The organism is Rhodococcus sp. WS3 (genome assembly GCF_003797085.1).
GTDB lineage: Bacteria > Actinomycetota > Actinomycetes > Mycobacteriales > Mycobacteriaceae > Rhodococcus_F > Rhodococcus_F globerula.
Genome location: NZ_RKMA01000002.1, coordinates 308,415 through 328,981 on the forward strand (window position 1 = coordinate 308,415; position 20,567 = coordinate 328,981).

The window sequence follows — 20,567 nt, forward strand, 5'->3', positions numbered from 1 at the left end:
ATCACACAAGGCAAGGTTCTCCGGGGTGAACCTGGCGTGCTCCCCCGAACTGTTCCCTCCCGCAAAGCGATTCGTGTCGGTTCGTTCTCGCTGGTGTATCGCCCGCTGGCGGTGTCGGTGTGCGTTGCACTGACTGCCGCACTGTTCGTGCTGATCTGCCTGAGCGTCGGACGCGGCGACTACCCGATCTCCATCCCCGACGTGATTTCAGTTCTGTTCGGCGGCGGCACAAAAACCCAGAACCTCATCGTCTTCGATCTCCGCTTGCCCCGGTCACTGACAGCTTTGTTCATCGGTATGGCACTCGGTATCGCCGGCGCGATCACGCAGACCATCGCCCGCAATTCACTCGCCAGTCCGGACATCCTGGGTATCACCGCCGGTTCCAGCGCCGCCGCTGTCGCACTGATCGTTCTCGGTGGTGGCGGATCGTTTGTGGGTCTGCTTGCGACACTCGGCATTCCGCTGGCAGCGCTGGCGGGCGGGCTACTGACCGCCGTGGTCATCTACACGCTGGCGTGGCGCAAAGGCGTCGAAGGATTCCGTCTGATCCTGATCGGCATCGGCGTTAACGCGATGTTAGTGGCAACTACCGGGTGGCTCCTGATTTCAGCCGATATCAACGATGCGTCCCGGGCGCAGGTATGGCTGAACGGCTCGCTGAACGGAGCGACCTGGAACCAGATGTGGCCGGTTGCCGTCGCGGTGGTAGTTGTCGGTGGATACGCCGTGATCGCGTCGTTCACCATGGGCGCACTGCGATTGGGCGAGGACAACGCGACGTCACTGGGCGTGCGCCTTCAGTCGTCACAGGCCAAGCTCCTGCTCTCGTCCGTCGCATTGGCTGCGATCGCCACCGCCGCCGCCGGGCCTGTCGGCTTTGTCGCCCTGGCTGCTCCGCAGGTAGCGATGCGTTTGGTTCGATCTGCCGGCCCCCCGATCGTCGCGTCCGCGCTCACCGGCGCTGTGCTTGTTGTCGGCAGTGACGTGATCGCCCGCACGGTTCTTCCCGTCGAATTGCCGGTCGGCATCGTGACATCAGCGCTCGGCGGACCGTTCCTGCTCTACCTCTTGGTTCGTAACAATCGGAAGGTCACAGCATGACCACGTTGTCCCAGTCCGTCGACGCCCCCGCACGTCTCGTCGCAAAGGATCTCACCCTGGGTTACGGGGATCGCATCATCGTCGACGGTCTTGATCTCGAAATCCCGACCGGCGTGATCACGACGGTCATCGGACCGAACGGCTGCGGTAAGTCGACGCTCTTGCGCGCTCTGGGACGACTACTCAAGCCCAAGAGTGGGTCGGTTGTGTTGGACGGCAAGGCAATCAGCTCGATGAAGACCAAGGACGTCGCACGAGTCCTTGGCATGTTGCCGCAAACTCCAGTCGCTCCCGAAGGGTTGACCGTCGCCGATCTGGTTGCGCGTGGCCGCCATCCCCACCAGTCGTGGATCCGTCAATGGTCGGCAGACGACGAAGGCGAAGTAGCTCAGGCGCTCGAGTTGACCGGGGTATCAGATCTTGCAGATCGTCCGGTCGATCAGCTGTCCGGCGGTCAGCGGCAGCGGGCGTGGATCTCGATGGCGCTGGCACAGGGCACAGATATCCTTCTGCTCGACGAGCCAACGACCTACCTGGATCTTGCGCACTCCATGGAGGTTCTCGACCTCGTTGATCAATTGCACGAGGAGATGGGCCGCACTGTGGTCATGATCCTGCACGATCTCAATCTTGCGGTGCGCTACAGCGACCATTTGATCGTGATGCGGGACGGCGCCATCGTCGCCTCGGGAGTTCCGAAAGACATCATCTCTGCGGAACTGCTCCTCGAGGTGTTCGGTCTCGAAGCCGCTGTCATCGACGACCCGGTCTCGGATCGCCCGCTGATCGTGCCCATCGGAACTCGACATGTTTTCGGTACCGTCGGCGGGCCGGCCGCACAGCCTTCCTGACGGCATTCGCTCATCGACCGATAATCGTCCGCACCAACTTCACTCCCTGACCGAGCGACACGGTAGGCAGGTACGCCCGCCCTACTGCGTTGCCGATACTCGGCAGCGCGGCAGGATCGGCGAACACCATGTGCATGGGCACATATCGCGGCTGGAACTTCGATTTGAAGGCCAGCAGCGAGCGGAAACCGTACACGGGTTCGAGGGTGCGCCCCAAGAATTCGAGCACGTTGTCCATCACGCCGGACAATGTCATCGCTTCCAGCTCAACCGAATCCGAGCCGTCATCCGTTGCGACCTTCGCCAGCGGAGCACCCGAGAGACTCAGGAATTCGACTCCCTCGGATTCCAAGCTCAGGGCAGCCGACGCGATCAGGAACTCCATGGTCGGCCTGAAACCCTCGGAACGGCGCCGCATGAAGTCGAGAGTCCAGCCCACGATTCGGCCGTCCCGGTACACGGGCAGCCATGATGTGACACCGTGGACCGTGCGTTCCTCGTCGATCGCGATCAGGCATCGCACGTTGTCGTCGTCGATTTCATTGAGTCCGCCGAGCGTGAAGCCCATTTCCGGCATTCCCTTGTCTGCGACCCATTCCTCGGAAATCGCGACAATCTGATCCTTGACGGCGATCGCGGCGTGCGGATAGTTGATCCATTCGGCCGTGATGCCGGACTTCTTCGCCCGGTTCAACGCCGTTCGAATGTCCTGGAATCGTTTACCGGTGAACGCGATCTCGCCCAGATCGAGAATCGTTTCCTCGGCAACCTGCAGGCCGCTCCACCCCATCGAATCCGTAATCGCTCGAACGTCGTCGGTGACCGAGTAGAAGCACGGGATCCAGCCGTTTTCCGTGGCGAATTCTGCAAACTCGCTGATGGTGTCTCGCAGGTGACCGGGTGGCCCCACCGGGTCACCGGTAGTAAGAGCCACCCCGGAAATAACGCGGTAGGCAACGTAACTCGAGCCGTCCGACGAAAACCAGAAGGTATTTCCCGTCCACGTCGTCATCCACGACAGCGGGCTTCCGGTTCCGGCGATCAGCATCGCTCGGGCGCGCGCGGCGTCCCGCGGATCAAGTGTGTCGACGGGTTTGCGGAACGTCACGAACACGAGAATCGATGCGGCCACCCAGAACACCACTCCTGTCCATTCGAACAACAGAGTCGCTTCGATGTCGACAGGCAGAAGCCGCGGATCAACCAGTTGCAGATAGACAGGCGGCACCAACCGTTGCGGAAAATCAGCCAGAAGTAACGCGACGCTCGGTTCGCGGTCGAACCCGTGGCGCGCAACCATTCCCCCGCCCACATACACCACGATCAGACCGGCGAGTAGCGCTAAGAGTGACACTGCCAGTTTCCGATAGGTTCCGGCCGGAGCGGACACGTCGAAATATCGCCGCGTGAGGATCAACATGATCAGGACGAACAGTGGGGTGAGGAACGGCACCAACGTCCGATACACGTTGGGGTCACCGATGCCGTAGAACAAGCTCTCGCTGTCTGCTGCGTCGACGAACCGGATGACGAAATTCCCGATCGAGAGAATCAACAGGATCACCTGCGCGCACACGGTGGCGATCCAGGCGAAGCGCCGACCGCGCCGCAAACCGTCGCTGAGCACGAGCACGAAGATCGAGGGCATGAGCGAGAGCAACGTCGGCCCGATCCCGGACAAGCGCAGTTCCAACAACCCGCGTCGGCAATCCGGGTCGGTCGACGACTCGGCACACAGGTCGCGGACCTCGGCCACTGTCCAGGGAACACCGCGGAACAGATCGCGGAGAACAGCCAAGGGTCCCACTGCCTCCGGGGAGAGTGCCGCGATCATCGGCCCGATCGCACTCGCCGCGACAACTATGGCCACCAGCACGCGGCCTTCCCGCTGAGTCCCGACGATCCGGTCACCGCGCGCTGACCTACCGACGATCCACGCACCGATCACCAATCCGACGACACCGGCAAAGAGGCGGATGACGTCCTGGAGTTGCCCACTGAACAACGCGAGCGTGATGGTGAGAGCGAGAACGCCCACGCGGATGCGTCGACGCCACAGCGTTCCCATGTTCGCGGTGGCGACCATCAGAGCCCCCACGACCCAGGCGCTGGCGCCCACCGCGGCTCCCGAGTGGAGGCGAAACCCCCAGCTGGCGTCGACTACCTTGGCAAGCGACGCCCACCCCAGCCCGAGGATCACGCCCAGTATCTGCGTTGTGACCGCCGCGATCGCGAGTTTCACCGTGCCCATGCGTCGTTCGAGGGGTGCGGCGACAACGAGCAACAGCACGGTCGCGCCGATGTACCGCAGAAGGTTCCCCTCCCACAGCGCTGATGTCAGTGGTGTCCATAGTCGCCCGTGTTGCAGCGAACCCATTCCGACGGCAATCTGGTGAGCCAGCGATCTCGACGGCCCATGCACAAGGCTTCCCGTCGCCGCACCCAGAACCCACGTGATGACCACGATCGACGTCGTCATCGGGGCATCCCGAATTCCGAAACGAACAAGCTCCCGGGCTTTACCCCCGTACGCCGACAGTCGGGTCGAGAGAGGCGTGGACTCCGAGGAACTGTCGATCTTCATCTGCGCGCGACTACTTTCTACTGATCGACTCTGCTCTGACGTGGCCACGGTCTCCATCCACGTTATCTGTCCTACAGCTCACTATGTCCAATACCACACTGATTGATCCGCCCTTACTACTACCAGTAGTACGTATTTCGTCGTGGAAGTCCGTAGAATCGAAGAATGGCAGGTCTAGGTGAACTCGAACGCGCGGTCATGGATCATTTGTGGTCTACAACCGAACCCCAAACTGTGCGACAGGTACATGAAGCACTCGCAACACATCGCGAACTGGCGTACACGACGGTCATGACCGTCCTGCAACGACTCGCGAAGAAGCACCTGGTGATTCAGCAACGTGACGATCGCGCACATCGCTACCTCCCGGTGAACAAGCGTGAAGAGTTGGTCGCGAGCCTGATGGTCGACGCTCTGGCTCAAGCGCCGGAGTCAGACGGTCGAGCGGCAGCCCTGGTTCACTTCGTCGGCCAGGTCAATGCCGACGAGGCTGACGCTCTGCGCGAAGCACTTGCCGCTCTCGAGGTGCGCGAATCCGCGAAAAAAGATGTGCGGCCGTAGATTTTCTAGGCCTAACTGATTTCTTCGTGCATGATGACTAGGTCATGAACGCCACCACTGCACTGGTTTTCGGAATCCTCGCGTTGTTGCTAGCGGGTCCGGTACCAGCACTCCTGAGCCGCTCCACGTGGCCGTACCGGGCGCCGCGTGCGGCTCTCGTCCTGTGGCAGGCCATCGCGCTTGCCGCGGTGTTGTCAGCTTTCAGCTCGGGCTTGGCCATTGCCAGTCAGCTCCTGGTTCCAGGACCGGACGGACGACCGACCACTGCGCCGACCGCTGAGATCGACGCTCTTGGTTTGCCACTGTGGATTCTGTACGTCGTGGTATTTGCGCTCACCTTGCTCATCGGCGCGAAACTGATTTTTTCGATCCTGCAAGTGGGTGTACGAACTCGGCGGCGACGCGCACGCCACCGCATCCTCGTGGATCTACTCGACGACTGCGCCATGCCCGCCGCGGTGGAGCGCACCCCGGACCTGCGCGTTCTCGATGTCGAAGAACCCATCGCGTACTGCCTGCCCGGAATACGTCAGCGGGTGGTCCTGAGCCAAGGAACGTTGCAAAACCTCGATCATGCCGAGGTCAAGGCAATTCTCACGCACGAGCGTTCACACCTGCGCGCGCGTCACGATCTGGTTCTCGAAGCATTCACCGCGGTCAACCATGCGTTCCCCCGGTTCGTTCGTAGCAAGTCCGCCCTCGGATCCGTCCAATTGCTGGTCGAATTGCTGGCCGATGATTCCGCGGTTCGCGTCACGGGCCCGACTCCCCTAGCCCGGGCACTGGTCGCGTGTGCAGGTTCGACCGCACCGCGTGGCGCCATGGCAGCCGGCGGTCCGTCGACGTTGATCCGCGTCCAGCGACTCTCGACAGACGCTGCCGATCCCCGTGTTGCGGTATGTGCCTACCTTGCCGCCATCACGATTCTGGTTGTCCCCACGGTCGCCGTCGCAGTGCCGTGGCTCACCGAACTTCGCTTACTTCTCAACGCGTACTAAGGTCTTGACCAGCAGAACGCGCTGTAGTAGTACAGGTCACACGCGGGGTTACCTGACTTCCCGGCAGCGAGTGGCGTACAGTAGAGCCCGGCCACCATCGTGGTTCATCAACATTTAACGGCACACAGCCCAATTCCCCGCAGTATGCGTTCGGATTGCCAGGTGACATGTGCCCTGGCTCGTCCCTTTGCGAACTGTGTCGTGTGTTCAAGCATGACTTCTTCCGCTCCGCGACGTGCCCGTAGTCCGGAGAGGTTTCCGCGTGACCAACGCTGTCCAAATGTCGTCTTCTGAGAACATCGCAGAAGATGTCGTAGTAACACCCGCCGCTGAAGACAAAGCCGCCACCGAGGCCGTCTCAGCTGAGCCCACCATCACTTTTGCCGAAATCGGCCTGCCCGAGCAGCTTGTTGCCGCCCTGGCCCGCAACTCCATCACCAGCCCGTCGCCCATCCAGGCTCAGTCCATCCCGGACGCGCTTGCCGGCACCAACGTTCTGGGCCGCGCACAGACCGGATCGGGCAAGACCCTGGCCTTCGGTCTGCCGATGCTGACCCGCCTGTCACGCCACGAAGATCGTCCGGCCGCGAAGCGTCCTCGCGCACTCGTGCTGGTCCCGACCCGTGAACTTGCATTCCAGGTGGTCGACTCCCTGAACTCCTACGCCGGTGCTCTCGGACTCACGGTCCGTCCCGCCGTCGGTGGTACTCCGTTCGCCAAGCAGGTCGATCAGCTCCGCCGCGGCGTCGACGTCCTCGTGGCTACGCCGGGTCGTCTGGGCGATCACCTGCGCCAGGGCACCTGCATCCTCGACTCGGTGGAAATCACCGCACTCGACGAAGCCGATCAGATGGCGGACATGGGCTTCCTGCCCGAGGTTCGCTCGATCCTCGGTGAGACCCCTGCCGACGGACAGCGTCTGCTGTTCTCCGCAACCCTCGACCGTGAGGTCCAGTCGCTGGTTCGTCAGTTCCTGGCCAACCACGTCACCCACTCCACCGAAGACGGCCGCGCGAGCGTCGACACGATGGAGCACTACGTACTCCTCGTCGATCGTGGACAGAAGGACGCTGTTCTCGCTGAGATCGGCGCCCGTGACGGACGCACCATCATGTTCGCCCGCACCAAGCTCGGTTGCGAAGGCATCACCGATCGCCTCCGCGCAGTCGGAATCGCCGCGGAGTCACTGCACGGCGGCAAAGCACAGAACCAGCGCACCCGCGTCCTCGAGCGTTTCAAGAACGGCCGCACTCCCGTCCTTGTTGCCACTGACGTCGCAGCGCGCGGCATCCACGTCGACGGCATCGACCTCGTCGTTCATGTCGACCCCCCGGCCGATCACAAGGATTACCTTCACCGCGCAGGCCGTACGGCTCGCGCCGGTGAGAAGGGAACTGTCGTTGCGATCGTTCTGCCGAACCAGAAGCGTCAGTTCAAGCGCCTGACCGGAATGGCGGGCGTCAACGCCGCAGCTGTTCCCGTCACCCCGGGTTCCGCCGAGCTCGCTCGCATCACCGGAGCCAAGAAGCCCACCGGAGAACCGTTGCGCGAGAGCTCTTCTCGTGGCGAGCGCTCCTTCGGCGACCGTGGTGGTTCACGCGGTTACCAGGGCAACCGTGAAGGTGGTGGCTACCAGGGCAACCGCTCTTCCGGTGGTTACCAGGGAAATCGCTCGTCGGGTGGATACCAGGGCAACCGTGACGGCGAAAGCCGTGGCGGGTACCAGGGCAACCGCTCCTCGGGCGGCTACCAGGGTGATCGTTCCTCGGGTGGATACCAGGGCAACCGTGACGGCGAAAGCCGTGGCGGGTACCAGGGCAACCGCTCCTCGGGCGGCTACCAGGGTGATCGTTCTTCCGGTGGATACCAGGGCAACCGCGACAGCAGCGACCGCGGCGGATACCAGGGCAACCGCTCCTCCGGCGGCTACCAGGGCAACCGCGACAGCCGCCCGTCCTACGGAGACCGCGACAGCCGCCCCTCCACCGGCTACCAGGGAAATCGCTCGTCGGGTGGATACCAGGGCAACCGTGACGGCGAAAGCCGCGGCGGGTACCAGGGCAACCGCGACAGCCGCCCGTCCTACGGAGACCGCGACAGCCGCCCCTCCACCGGCTACCAGGGCAACCGCTCGACGGGTGGATACCAGGGCAACCGCGACAGCAGCGACCGCGCAAGCTCGACCAGTGGCGGCGGATTCCGCAGCCGCACCGACCGTCGTAGCTACGACGGCTTCGACGGACCGAAGCGCGATCAGCGGTAATACGCTCGCTGAGCTGCGGCTCACCAACTGAATATTGATCACACTCCGGCCACGCCGGAAGCTGTATCGAGACGGATGCAGGTCACTGCAATAAAGTGATCTGCATCCGTGTTTTGTATGCACGGTCTGATGTTCACGCGCGTCGCGGCCGCACAGTTTTTCGGCTGCGCCAGGCGCAGGATTTCACAGCCGCGGACCGAGAGGGAAAGCTGTAAGCATGTCAACCACTAGCACCGAATCACCCCGGGCACAGATCGGCGTCACCGGACTGGCCGTCATGGGTTCGAATATTGCCCGCAATTTCGCCCGCCACGGTCACACCGTTGCCTTGCACAACCGCAGCATCGCGAAGACCGATGCGTTGATCGCCGACCATGGTTCCGAGGGCGACTTCGTGCGCACCGAGACTGTCGAGGAATTTGTTGCCGCGCTGCAGAAGCCGCGTCGCGTGCTGATCATGGTCAAGGCCGGCGCGCCGACCGACGCTGTGATCGAAGAGCTCGCCAATGCGATGGAGCCGGGCGACATCATCATCGACGGCGGCAACTCGCTGTACACGGACACAATCCGTCGTGAAGCAGCGATCCGCGCCCGCGGTCTGCACTTCGTCGGCGCTGGTATCTCCGGTGGCGAAGAAGGCGCACTCAACGGTCCGTCGATCATGCCCGGCGGCCCGAAGGAGTCCTACGAGGCTCTCGGCCCGCTTCTCGAGTCGATCTCCGCTCACGTCGACGGCACCCCGTGCTGCACACACATCGGTCCGGACGGCAGCGGCCACTTCGTCAAGATGGTGCACAACGGCATCGAGTACGCCGACATGCAGCTCATCGGCGAGGCGTACAACCTCTTCCGTGACGCTCTGGGTTACGACGCCGGCCAGGTCGCCGACGTCTTCACCGAGTGGAACAAGGGCACGCTCGAGTCGTACCTGATCGAGATCACAGCCGAGGTTCTGCGTCAGGTCGACGCCGAGACGGGTAAGCCGCTGGTCGACGTCATCGTCGACGCTGCCGAGCAGAAGGGCACGGGCCGCTGGACGGTCAAGTCCGCTCTGGATCTCGGTGTACCGGTTACCGGTATCGCCGAGGCCGTGTTCGCTCGCGCGCTCTCCGGTAGCCGCACGCAGCGCGCCGCAGCTCAGGCTCAGGGCTTGGCTTCGGGTTCGCTCGGTGACAAGCCTGCCGATGCCGAGCAGTTCGCCGCGGACATCCAGGCAGCGCTGTACGCCTCGAAGATCGTGGCATATGCGCAGGGCTTCGACCAGATCGCGGCCGGTAGCGCCGAGTACAACTGGGACGTCAAGCCTGCGGATCTGGCAACGATCTGGCGCGGTGGTTGCATCATCCGCGCGCAATTCCTCAACCGCATCAAGGACGCGTTCGACGCTGATCCGTCGCTGCCGAGCTTGATTCTCGCTCCGTACTTCCGTGAAGCCATCGAAGCAGGAATCGACAGCTGGCGTCGTGTTGTCGCCACCGCGACGATGCTCGGCATCCCGGTGCCGGCGTTCGCGTCATCGCTGTCGTACTACGACGGACTGCGCGCGGAGCGTCTCCCGGCTGCGTTGACTCAGGGTCAGCGTGACTTCTTCGGAGCTCACACCTACGAGCGCATCGACAAGCCCGGCAAGTTCCACACGTTGTGGAGCGGCGACCGCAGCGAAATCGAGGCCTGATTCACACCCGGTATCGGTAGACGCGGTCACCTGCGTCTACCGATACCCGGTAGCCTGGACAAATGCCGAAATCGACGATCGACTCGCCCACATCAACCGAAGGGCGCTCGTTCATCGACCTCGGAATCCCCGCTGTGATGGTGCACGCACTGCGCCGACACGGGATTGATGCTCCGTTCCCCATCCAGGCTGCCACGATTCCCGATGTGCTGGCAGGCCGCGACGTTCTGGGGCGTGGCGCGACAGGTTCCGGCAAGACTTTGGCTTTCGGGCTTCCGATGCTGGTGCGCCTCAAGGGCGGCGCAAGTAAACGGAATCGCCCCCGCGGATTGGTGCTCGCTCCCACCCGCGAACTGGCAATTCAGATTCACAAAGCGCTCGACGACGCGGCCACCGAGGTCGGTTTGCGAGTAGCGAGCGCGGTGGGCGGCGTCCCGATCAAGCGTCAGGCCGACATTCTGGCTCGCGGGGTCGATCTGCTGATCGCCACGCCTGGCCGGTTGCTCGATCTACTCGAGCAGGAGTCGGTGATCCTCGACGACGTTGTGATCACCACGATCGACGAAGCGGACCACATGGCAGACATGGGCTTCATCGACGAGGTTGCCAAGATTCTCGACACGACTCCGAAAGATGGTCAACGCCTTCTCTTTTCGGCAACGTTGGACGGCAAGGTCGACGATTTGGTCGCAGGCTACCTGCGCAACCCGGCATCGCACGCCACCGCTCCCCCGGTTGCGACGGTCTCCACCATGGAACATCACCTGCTGTTCGTGGACCAGGTGGACAAGAGATCCGTTGTCGCACATATCGCTTCGCGTGCGGGACGAACCATCATGTTCGTCAAGACGAAGCACGGCGTGGATCGTCTTGCGCAGCAACTGCATTTGATCGGCGTGTCCGCCGGAGCCCTGCACGGCGGAAAGACGCAGAACAACCGGACCAAGACCCTCGCGTCGTTCTCCGACGGCACGACGCCGGTCCTGGTGGCTACCGACGTCGCCGCCCGCGGCATCCATGTCGACGACGTGACGCTGGTTGTCCATGTCGATCCGCCCGCCGAGGCCAAGGATTACCTGCACCGCGCCGGTCGTACGGCCCGCGCAGGTGAATCGGGTGTTGTCGTGACGATCGTGACCGACGAGGAACGCGCGGGGGTCGAGAAGCTGACCAAGGCGGCCGGCGTGAAGGTTCACAGCGTTCGGGTCCGTCCAGACGATCTGGAACTCACCCGCATCACCGGCGCCATGGAACCGACGGGAATCCCCGTCGCAGCGCCCGATACGACCGTCGAGGTCACACACACGGCCAAGCGTGGACGTCAGGAACACGACACTGCTGGCCGCACAGCTGCCGGCGGCCGGATGAAGAAGGACGGTGACAAGCGCGCTGTTGCGTCGCGCCGGGTCACCGATCCCAAGACGGTGAAGAAGATTCGCGCCGACGGCACTCCCGTCCCCACACGTTCGGAGCGCCTCGCGTCCAAGGGGCTCACGCCGCGCCGCGGAACAGGTACACCGAATTCGGGTCGCCAGTCTGCCGGAAAAGCCGGAGGCAAACGCGCACACTGAGATCTATGGGCGATCTTCCACTGATCTCGATCATCTGCGCACTCGCTGCCGCACTGCTCTTCGCGTGCGCGTCGGTAGCTCAACAGCGGGCCGCGTCGTCGGTGCCTGAGGGCGGCGCGCTGGTGGCGTCGTTGATCCGAAGTCCCCGGTGGTGGGCCGGCCTGATCGGCGACGGCGGCGGTTACGTCATGCAGGCCCTCGCGCTGGCACTCGGTTCGGTGTTGGTGGTGCAGCCGTTGATCGTGTCGTCCTTGTTGTTCGCGCTGCCGCTTTCGGCAAAGTTCTCGGGGATCCGGATCACTCGAACGGCTTGGACGTTTGCGGTCATGCTTGCCATTGCCCTGGCCGTCTTCCTGGTAGTCGGTGATCCCACCGAAGGCGACAGTAATGCTCCGTGGTCGGACTGGGCGGTGCCGCTGGCGATCACGGTCGGAGTGGCCGTCGTTGCCACCATCGGCGGCTTGTCCAAACTCGATGCCGGATGGCGCGCGCTGCTTCTCGGAGCCGCAGCGGGCATCTACTTCGGTATAGCCGTCGCATTCACGAAATACGTGACCGAGCTTCTGGAGCACGGTTTTGTCGGCGTAGTGAGCGCGTGGCAGACCTGGGCTCTCATCGCGTCGGGTGCTATCGGCGTGTATGTGCAGCAACGAGCGTTCCAGGTGGGTCCGTTGTCTGCGTCGTTGCCGGCCTTGACCATCGGCGAACCGATCGCGGCAGTGTTCCTCGGTATGACGGTTCTCGACGAGCGACTACGAGTCGAGGGCCTCGGGATTCTCGTCATCGGTTGCGCGGTGGCCGTCATGATCGTCACCACCATCGCGCTCTCGCGGTCGCAAGGACGCGAAACAATCGGCGTAACTGCGCCGTCGCCGGTAAGCTCGTGAAACGTGCAGTTCCTCGAAGGGCAACGCCCCCCATACGACCTGACCTACGACGATGTCTTCCTCGTCCCCAACCGGACTGACGTGACGTCCCGGTTCGACGTCGATCTTGCGTCGGCCGACGGCTCGGGAACCACCATTCCGGTTGTCGTCGCCAACATGACCGCAGTCGCCGGTCGCCGAATGGCCGAAACTGTCGCCAGGCGCGGCGGGTTGGTCATCATCCCGCAGGACATCCCCACCGAAGCGGTCGCCGAAACGGTGGCGTTCGTGAAGAGCCGTCATCTCGTCGCCGACACTCCGGTGACCCTGAGCCCCGAGGACGCTGTCTCCGACGCGTTGGCCTTGCTGCCCAAACGGGCGCACGGCGCGGTTGTCGTCGTCGAGGACGGCAAGCCGCTCGGCGTGGTCACCGAGGCTGCCTGCGCGGACGTCGACAGATTCACTCGCCTTCGTACCGTCGCGATCACCGACTTCGTCACAGCACCGGTCACCGCAACAACGCGTGAGGTGTTCGAACTACTCGAAACCAAGCACGATCCGCTTGCCGTCATCGTCAACGACGACGGCACACTCGCCGGAGTCCTGACTCGTACCGGTGCAATTCGTGCCGGGATCTACGACCCCGCCGTGGATGCCAACGGCGCGCTGCGCGTTGCCGCGGCGGTCGGGGTCAACGGCGATGTGGGTGCCAAGGCCAAAGCGCTGGTCGACGCCGGCGCCGACGTCATCGTCGTCGATACCGCCCACGGGCATCAGCAGCGCATGATCGACGCACTGACCACGCTCAAAGCTCTGGATCTCGGTGTGCCTCTGGTGGCCGGAAACGTGGTCTCCGCGCAGGGCACCCGTGATCTCATCGCCGCGGGCGCCGACATCGTCAAGGTCGGTGTCGGACCAGGCGCGATGTGCACAACACGCATGATGACCGGCGTCGGACGACCGCAGTTCTCGGCTGTTGCCGAATGCGCCGCGGCAGCACGCGAATTGGGCAAACACGTGTGGGCTGACGGTGGAGTGCGCCATCCGCGCGATGTAGCGCTGGCTCTGGCCGCGGGAGCGTCGAACGTCATGATCGGCTCGTGGTTCGCCGGCACGTACGAGTCGCCGGGCGATCTCAAGGTCGATCAGGCCGGCAACGCGTACAAGGAGAGCTTCGGTATGGCGTCCAAGCGCGCCGTTGCTGCGCGCACCGCCACCGAGACGGCTTTTGATCGCGCCCGCAAGGGTTTGTTCGAGGAAGGCATCTCGAGTTCACGCATGCGACTTGATCCCGAGCGTCCCGGCGTCGAGGATCTGATCGACCAGATCTGTTCCGGTGTCCGCAGTACCTGCACGTATGCCGGGGCGCGTTCACTCGAGGAACTGCACGACAAGGCAGTCCTCGGCGTGCAGTCTGCAGCCGGATTTGCCGAGGGACGGCCACTTCCCGCCGGCTGGTGAATCGGTAATTGTGACGAACGGCGGGTGCTCGGCTCCCAAAGCCCGGGCACTCGCCGGTATCATCGAACGTGGAAACAACAAATGAAACTCGGTCGGGTGCCAATCGGCAACCCGACCGAGCCCGCTAAAGCCGAGAAGTCATCGGCCCGACGAGAGGAACCCGGTGCCCGAGGCACCCACACACTTACCCGGCGCAACACCCGTCGTCATATCCGAGGAATCATCTGATTCCGCTGGTTCGGAGGGCTCCTCTAGCGAGCCGGGAGACAAACCCGGCGCACTTCGCTCTCCACTTGGGTGGCGATGATCGATGGACATCGCATTCACCATTCTCAGCCTGCTCGGCTTCATCGCACTGACCGCAGGCACCGCCCTCTTCGTGGCGGCAGAATTCTCACTTACCGCGCTCGAGCGCAGCACCGTCGACGAAGCTGCTCGTGACGGCGACCTCCGTTCGCGTCAGGTCCAGCACGCACACAAGACGCTCTCGTTTCAGTTGTCCGGCGCGCAGCTCGGCATCACGATCACCACACTCATCACCGGTTACCTGGCCGAGCCTGTTCTCGCCCGGTTCATCACCCCGGTCACGAAGGCCGTCGGGCTGAGCGAATCAGCAGCGTCCACAACGTCATTGATCCTCGCCCTGGTTATCGCGACCTCGTTCTCGATGATTTTCGGTGAGCTTGTCCCCAAGAACCTGGCGATTTCCAAGCCGATGCCGACGGCCCGCGCCACAGCTGGTTTGCAAGCCGGTTTCTCGCTGGTCTTCAAGTGGGCGATCAACGGTCTCAACGGAACCGCCAACTGGATCGTCAGGCGCCTGGGCATAGAGCCTGCCGAGGAACTGCGCTCGGCACGTTCCCCGCAGGAGCTCGGCTCGCTGGTGCGCACGTCGGCGCAGCGTGGTTCCATCGACGCGGGCACTGCACTTCTGGTCAACCGGTCGTTGCAGTTCGGTGACCGCACAGCGGAAGAACTCATGACACCGCGTGTGAAGATCGAATCACTCGAGTTGTCGGATACAGTCGCCGATCTCATCGTGACGGCGTCCCGTACCGGCTACTCGCGGTTCCCCGTTGTTCGCGGCGACCTCGACGACACCGTCGGAGTTGTCCACATCAAACACGCGTTCACGGTTCCCGCCGAGCGACGACGCACGACACGAGTCGACAGCCTTGCGCAGCGCGTGCCGGTTGTCCCGTCGAGCCTCGACGGTGACGCCGTCATGGAACGCATCCGCTCGGACGGAATGCAGGTCGCACTCGTGGTCGACGAATACGGCGGAACCGCCGGCATCGTCACCATGGAAGACCTCATCGAGGAAATCGTGGGCGACGTGCGCGACGAGCACGACGAACCTGAACTCGACGTCCAGCGCGTCGGCGACGGATGGTCCTGCTCCGGGCTCCTGCGCATCGACGAAGTCACCTCAGCTACCGGGTACACCGCACCCGAAGGCGATTACGACACCCTCGGCGGCTTGGTGCTCACCGAATTGGGACGCATCCCCGACGAGGGCGACGAAGTGGCATTGCCAGACGTCGACGCGTCCGGCGATCACCGCGGCAAATGGATTGCGCGAGTCACCTCGATGGACGGCCGTCGAATCGACCGCGTGACCATCACTCCGGTCCCCGGTGATGTCGAACCCGAATCAGCAGCAGAGCGCACAAAGGAGTCCGACGATGAATAACCTTCTCGGCGTTCTCCTCACCGTTGTACTGCTGGCAGGCAACGCGTTTTTCGTCGGCGCGGAATTCGCGCTGATTTCTGCTCGCCGCGACCGACTCGAAGCGTTGGTCGCCCAGGGCAAGAAGCGGGCACTCACCGTCATCAAGGCCGGCGAGAATCTGTCGCTCATGCTCGCCGCGGCGCAGCTCGGCATCACGATCTGTTCGATCCTTCTCGGTAAGGTCGCCGAACCCGCCATCGCGCATCTCCTCGAGGTGCCGATGGAAGCGGCCGGTCTGCCTGACGGATTGCTGCATCCGATTTCGTTTGCGATCGCACTGTCGTTGGTGGTTGTGCTGCACATCCTGCTCGGTGAGATGGTGCCCAAGAACATCGCGCTGGCAGGGCCGGAGAAGACCGCGATGCTTCTCGTGCCGATCCACCTGGCGTTCATCAAGATCGCGCGCCCGATCATCGCGTTCTACAACATCTGCGCAAACGGGATTCTGCGTCTGTTGCGAGTCGAACCGAAGGACGAACTCGATGTCACCGTCTCGGCGGTGGAGTTGTCCGCGATGATCGGTGAATCCCGATCCGAAGGGCTTATCGACGCCGAAGAACACCGCCGGTTGAAGCAGGCCCTCGAATCGACCGATCGCACGGTGTCGGAAGTTCTGATCACTCTCGACAAGGTGCGGACCATCCCGCTCACCCCGACCGGCACCACGCTGGGCGACATCGAGCGGGCCGTCATCGAAACGGGCTACTCGCGGTACCCCGTCCGAGCTGCCGACGGCACTCTGGCCGGATACGTGCACCTCAAGGACGTGCTCGACGAGGTTCTCGACGAAGCTGCCGGGCCGGATACCGTCGTACCCACGTCGGATATCCGTCCGTTGCCCGTCGTTCCGCTCAGCACGCCGCTCGCCGAAGCGTTGGCAGGCCTGCGCCGCGCCAGCTCACACCTCGGTGCTGTCACCGATGCCGACGGCATTGTCATCGGCATCGTGGCATTGGAAGACCTCCTCGAGGAGTACGTCGGCACCGTCCGCGACGGCACTCACCGCGGAACCGATGCTGTTCCGGGACAACGGAACAACTGATCCATGACACGTTCGGTGGAAACACTCGCGCTCGCACATAGCGAGTGGACGGCTCGGCAAGCTCTGCACTTCGAAAAAGTGGAGCAGCTTGTCGGGCCACACCGGGCGCGTCGCAGTGCCGGTATTTCTCACCCGGTGCATGATTTCCTGTTCACGTACTACAACTTCAAGCCCGCGCAGCTTCGACGCTGGCACCCCGGATACGGCGTAGCCCTGGAGGCCGGATCCGAGTACGCAGAGTTCTCGGGGTATCGCGTCGACGAATCCGGTTGCGCGAGCGTCGATCGATCCGTGCTCGAGCGTCGACTGCCCACGGTCGAATTCGTCTGGAATCTGTTGAACCAGACCTCTTCGCGCCCCGCTGTGCTCGGTTGCTTCGGTTTGCACGAGTGGGCAATGGTGTACCGGGGCGGCGAGGAAGCGATCCGCCATCAGTCTGTTCCCCTGCGACTGGGATTCGCGGGTACCGACGCCGTAGTGGAATCCTTGCCCCTCAAATGCACTCACTACGACGCGTTCCGCTTCTTCACTCCGGACGCGGCTCCGAAGAATGCGCTCAACCTGATTCGCGAAACGCAGATCGACTACGAGCAGCCCGGATGCCTGCACGCCGGGATGGATCTCTACAAATGGAGCTTCAAACTTCTGCCGCTCGTCGATTCCGATCTGGTGATGGCCTGCTTCGAGCACGCACTCCTGGCGCGTGAACTCGACATGCGCGCCAGTCCATACGATCTGCGCGACTACGGATACTCCCCCATCGCCATCGAAACACCGGCTGGCCGTGCCGAATACGTGCGGCAGCAACAGCAGTTGGCGGAGAGGGCCGCCCCGCTGCGCGCTACGCTGGCCGAACGGTGCCGGGACCTGCTCGGTCGCTGACCTCCCGAAAGGCATCGAATGGAGCACGGTTACGGGTTCTATCTGGACGAATACCAGCGCGATGTCGGAGCGCACGTCCACTCCTCGATCACCTGTCCCGAGTCCGGGGGTTACCTCTCGGCGCACCTACCGGTGTTCGACCTCGCCGCCGGATCAGTGGCCGCTTTTGCGTCGGCGATAGACCGCTCGCCACTGGTTGATCGCACGCCATGGACACTCGATCCCGAACGCATCGCCGCGTCCTTCTCCAGTGACCGACTCCTGCGGATAGGCGGACAACCCGTCGACGCGTTCTCGGCGTACTCGGGCTTCTTTGCCGCCCGCGACGGCTGGGTGCGCACCCACGGCAACTACCCGCACCACCGCGACCGACTACTGTCCATCCTCGAACTGGGTTCCAGCGCAACCAAAGACGATGTAGTGCAACGGATATCCGCGATCGACGCCATCGAGATCGAACAGCGCGCCGCAGACGCCGGGGCTATCGCTGTCCGTGTCCGTACCGAGAACGAATGGCGTCTGAGCGAGCAGTACGCCACAGCGCGGTCGGCGCCGCTCGTATCCATCCGAGTCCGGGACACCGAAGGATCACCCACGCATTCGCCCCGATTGCGTGTTCTGGACCTCACCCGCGTCATTGCCGGACCTGTCGCAACACGCGCGCTGGCTCTACTCGGCGCCGACGTCCTGCGCCTGGATCCCCCAGGCATGCCGGAGATCGAATGGCAGCACCTGGATACGGGGCACGGAAAGCGTTCGGCACTTCTCGACCTGAAGAGCGAAGAAGGCTCCGCACGTTTCCGCGGACTTCTCGACGCCGCCGACGTGCTGGTGACCGGGTACCGGCCAGGCGCCCTCGAGGCACTCATCGGGCACGAACTCCCCGCGCACTTGATTCACGGACGGGTCAGTGCGTGGGGATGGGACGGACCGTGGGCAGATCGACGCGGATTCGACTCCATCGTGCAAGCCGCGTCGGGTATCTCGTTCCTCGAAGGTGGTGACAAGCCTGGTGCGCTCCCGGCCCAAGCGCTCGACCACGCAACCGGGTACTTCCTCGCGGCCGCCGTCGTGGACGCGCTGACCTTGCGGAAACAGGACGGGCTCGGTCGCGATGTCGACGTGGCACTAGCTCGGACCGGGGTCCGACTGCTCGATGCTCCGGGCCGAACCCTGCAACCTGGGCCGGCCGAAGCGCCAGGGCCAGATGTTGTTGTCACACATGGTGAAGTCACCACCGCGCGGCCGGCGCTGGCCGAGTTCGACGACTATCCGCGACCAGCACAGAAGTGGGGCAACGACGTTGCCGCGTGGGCGCGCTGAGATAGTGACGCATACAGGGCAAGATGGACATGTGAAGTCGCATACGTACACCCTGGATCTGCAATGGACAGGCGATCTGGGAACCGGAACATCCAGTTCACAAGCCTATTCGCGGGACCATTCCGTATCAGCTGCGGGCAAACCCGAACTCCTCGGCAGTTCCGATCCCGCTTTTCGTGGCGACCCGGAGCGGTGGAACCCCGAAGAACTGCTGGTCGCATCGCTCGCTCAGTGCCACATGCTCTGGTATCTCGGACTGGCGGCCGCTGCCGGAGTCGTTGTGCTCGACTACACAGATCAGCCGGTCGGCACGATGATCGAGGAGGCGGACGGCGACGGCCAGTTCATCGAAGTAACCTTGCATCCAACGGTTTTGGTGTCCGACGCATCGATGGTCGACAAAGCTGAGGCTCTACACGGCCCCGCTCACGCGAAATGCTTCATCGCGCGGTCCGTGAACTTCCCTGTCCTGAACGCGCCTACCACTGTGGCGGCTACTGATGAATAGCCGTCACAAGCTGATTGTCGACGTCGACACGGGCATCGACGACTCGCTGGCCCTGCTGTATCTGCTGGCCAGCCCCGAAGCCGAGATTCTCGGGATCGCGAGCACCGCCGGAAACGTCCCCGTGGAACAGGTCGCGGCAAACAATCTCAACTGGCTCGAGCTGTGCGGAGCCCCCGACATCGAGGTTGCCCTGGGCGCCACCGTGCCCCTGGTGATCCCGCTACGGACCACCGAGGAAACCCACGGACCGCAAGGTATCGGTCATGCGGTACTCCCCGATTCCGGGCGAGAGTTGTCGGTACGTACCGCCACCGAATTGTGGGTGGACCTGGTTCGTGAATATCCCGGTCAGATCACAGGTCTGGTGACCGGTCCCCTGACGAACCTTGCCCTCGCGATCCGGATCGAGCCCGACCTCCCACGTCTGCTGAATCGATTGGTCGTGATGGGCGGATCGTTCAACTACCCGGGAAACACCACGCCTACCGCCGAATGGAACGTCTCCGTCGACCCACACGCAGCCAAGGAAGTGTTCGACGCGTTTTCCGGTGTCCCGGCGCACCGGCGTCCGATCATTTGTGGACTCAATGTCACCGAGTCGATCGAGATGTTCCCGGAACACGTCCGTCGGCTTGCCGAAGCGGCTGGGAGCACCCCGGCCGAGATCATTTCCCCGGACGACGGACCGGACGTCCGCAGCGCCGCGTCCAACAGCGTCATCCGGCACCTGTCCGACGCCATCCGGTTCTACATGGAGTTTCATCGGGAGTACGACCAGGGATTCCTCGCGCACATGCACGACCCGTTTGCCGCTGCGATTGCCTTGGACCCGACGATGGCCACACTGAGGCCGGCAACCGTGGATGTCGAAACCGAGAGCCCACTTCTGATCGGAACCACCGTCGCCGACTGGGTCGGACACTGGAAACGTGACCCCAATGCGGACATCGCCATCAGCACTGATCCGGTGAAGTTCTTCGATGAACTTGTCCAACGGGTGGGACGGTTCGCTCGCGCCGTGGGTTGAAATTCGCTGTCAACGGTTATGCTCGCTAGGAACAGAACCCACAAACGAGATAAAAGGACCCCACCGTGCAGATATCCAGCTCCGATGCCTCGCCGGCATTCGCGCTCGGATTGATGGCG

At 63.3% G+C, this 20,567-nt stretch carries 16 protein-coding genes; 15 read left to right on the plus strand and 1 reads right to left on the minus strand.

Features of this window, described 5'->3' with window-relative positions; genetic code table 11:
* Both EEB13_RS15520 and EEB13_RS15525 read left to right on the plus strand, forming a co-directional pair.
* Positions 1-1,104: a FecCD family ABC transporter permease gene (locus EEB13_RS15520; protein ID WP_141486181.1), complete on the plus strand. Its 1,104-nt coding sequence runs from the start codon at positions 1-3 to the stop codon at positions 1,102-1,104.
* Positions 1,101-1,955, plus strand: a complete 855-nt coding sequence (locus EEB13_RS15525; RefSeq protein WP_045067741.1) for an ABC transporter ATP-binding protein — start codon at positions 1,101-1,103, stop codon at positions 1,953-1,955. Before EEB13_RS15520 ends, EEB13_RS15525 begins: the two co-directional genes overlap by 4 nt.
* A gap of 10 nt (positions 1,956-1,965) precedes the next feature.
* On the opposite strand, the gene EEB13_RS15530 is transcribed toward EEB13_RS15525, so the two are convergent.
* The gene (locus EEB13_RS15530) at positions 1,966-4,539 is read right to left on the minus strand and encodes a rhomboid family intramembrane serine protease (protein WP_141485736.1); all 2,574 of its coding nucleotides are present in this window, start codon (positions 4,537-4,539) and stop codon (positions 1,966-1,968) included.
* A gap of 165 nt (positions 4,540-4,704) precedes the next feature.
* Here EEB13_RS15530 and EEB13_RS15535 point away from each other — a divergent pair, with 165 nt between their 5' ends.
* From EEB13_RS15535 to EEB13_RS15595, 13 genes are all read left to right on the plus strand, one after another.
* The gene (locus EEB13_RS15535) at positions 4,705-5,100 is read left to right on the plus strand and encodes a BlaI/MecI/CopY family transcriptional regulator (protein WP_033232050.1); all 396 of its coding nucleotides are present in this window, start codon (positions 4,705-4,707) and stop codon (positions 5,098-5,100) included.
* Positions 5,101-5,144: 44 nt separating this feature from the next.
* The gene (locus EEB13_RS15540) at positions 5,145-6,098 is read left to right on the plus strand and encodes a M56 family metallopeptidase (protein ID WP_033232051.1); all 954 of its coding nucleotides are present in this window, start codon (positions 5,145-5,147) and stop codon (positions 6,096-6,098) included.
* Positions 6,099-6,378: 280 nt separating this feature from the next.
* Positions 6,379-8,361, plus strand: a complete 1,983-nt coding sequence (locus tag EEB13_RS15545) for a DEAD/DEAH box helicase (RefSeq protein WP_202025593.1) — start codon at positions 6,379-6,381, stop codon at positions 8,359-8,361.
* A gap of 217 nt (positions 8,362-8,578) precedes the next feature.
* Positions 8,579-10,036, plus strand: a complete 1,458-nt coding sequence (gene gndA / locus EEB13_RS15550; RefSeq protein WP_033232053.1) for an NADP-dependent phosphogluconate dehydrogenase — start codon at positions 8,579-8,581, stop codon at positions 10,034-10,036.
* A 62-nt stretch (positions 10,037-10,098) separates the two neighbouring features.
* On the plus strand, positions 10,099-11,607 hold the full coding sequence (locus EEB13_RS15555; protein ID WP_141485738.1) for a DEAD/DEAH box helicase: 1,509 nt from the start codon (positions 10,099-10,101) through the stop codon (positions 11,605-11,607).
* Positions 11,608-11,612: 5 nt separating this feature from the next.
* Complete coding sequence (locus EEB13_RS15560) at positions 11,613-12,494, plus strand: DMT family transporter (protein ID WP_033232055.1); 882 nt, start codon at positions 11,613-11,615, stop codon at positions 12,492-12,494.
* A gap of 3 nt (positions 12,495-12,497) precedes the next feature.
* On the plus strand, positions 12,498-13,934 hold the full coding sequence (locus EEB13_RS15565) for a GuaB1 family IMP dehydrogenase-related protein (RefSeq protein ID WP_033232056.1): 1,437 nt from the start codon (positions 12,498-12,500) through the stop codon (positions 13,932-13,934).
* Between the two features lie 310 nt (positions 13,935-14,244).
* Positions 14,245-15,627: a hemolysin family protein gene (locus EEB13_RS15570; RefSeq protein ID WP_116103255.1), complete on the plus strand. Its 1,383-nt coding sequence runs from the start codon at positions 14,245-14,247 to the stop codon at positions 15,625-15,627.
* Positions 15,620-16,708 (plus strand): hemolysin family protein, encoded by a 1,089-nt coding sequence (locus EEB13_RS15575; protein WP_033232058.1) that lies wholly within the window; start codon positions 15,620-15,622, stop codon positions 16,706-16,708. Before EEB13_RS15570 ends, EEB13_RS15575 begins: the two co-directional genes overlap by 8 nt.
* A 3-nt stretch (positions 16,709-16,711) precedes the next feature.
* Positions 16,712-17,590, plus strand: coding sequence for a 3-methyladenine DNA glycosylase (locus EEB13_RS15580; RefSeq protein ID WP_141485739.1), 879 nt, complete (start codon positions 16,712-16,714; stop codon positions 17,588-17,590).
* Positions 17,591-17,608: 18 nt separating this feature from the next.
* Positions 17,609-18,913: a CoA transferase gene (locus tag EEB13_RS15585; RefSeq protein WP_141485740.1), complete on the plus strand. Its 1,305-nt coding sequence runs from the start codon at positions 17,609-17,611 to the stop codon at positions 18,911-18,913.
* A 31-nt stretch (positions 18,914-18,944) separates the two neighbouring features.
* Positions 18,945-19,421 (plus strand): OsmC family protein, encoded by a 477-nt coding sequence (locus tag EEB13_RS15590; RefSeq protein WP_033232061.1) that lies wholly within the window; start codon positions 18,945-18,947, stop codon positions 19,419-19,421.
* Positions 19,414-20,448, plus strand: a complete 1,035-nt coding sequence (locus EEB13_RS15595) for a nucleoside hydrolase (RefSeq protein ID WP_141485741.1) — start codon at positions 19,414-19,416, stop codon at positions 20,446-20,448. Before EEB13_RS15590 ends, EEB13_RS15595 begins: the two co-directional genes overlap by 8 nt.
* Positions 20,449-20,567: the final 119 nt, after the last annotated feature.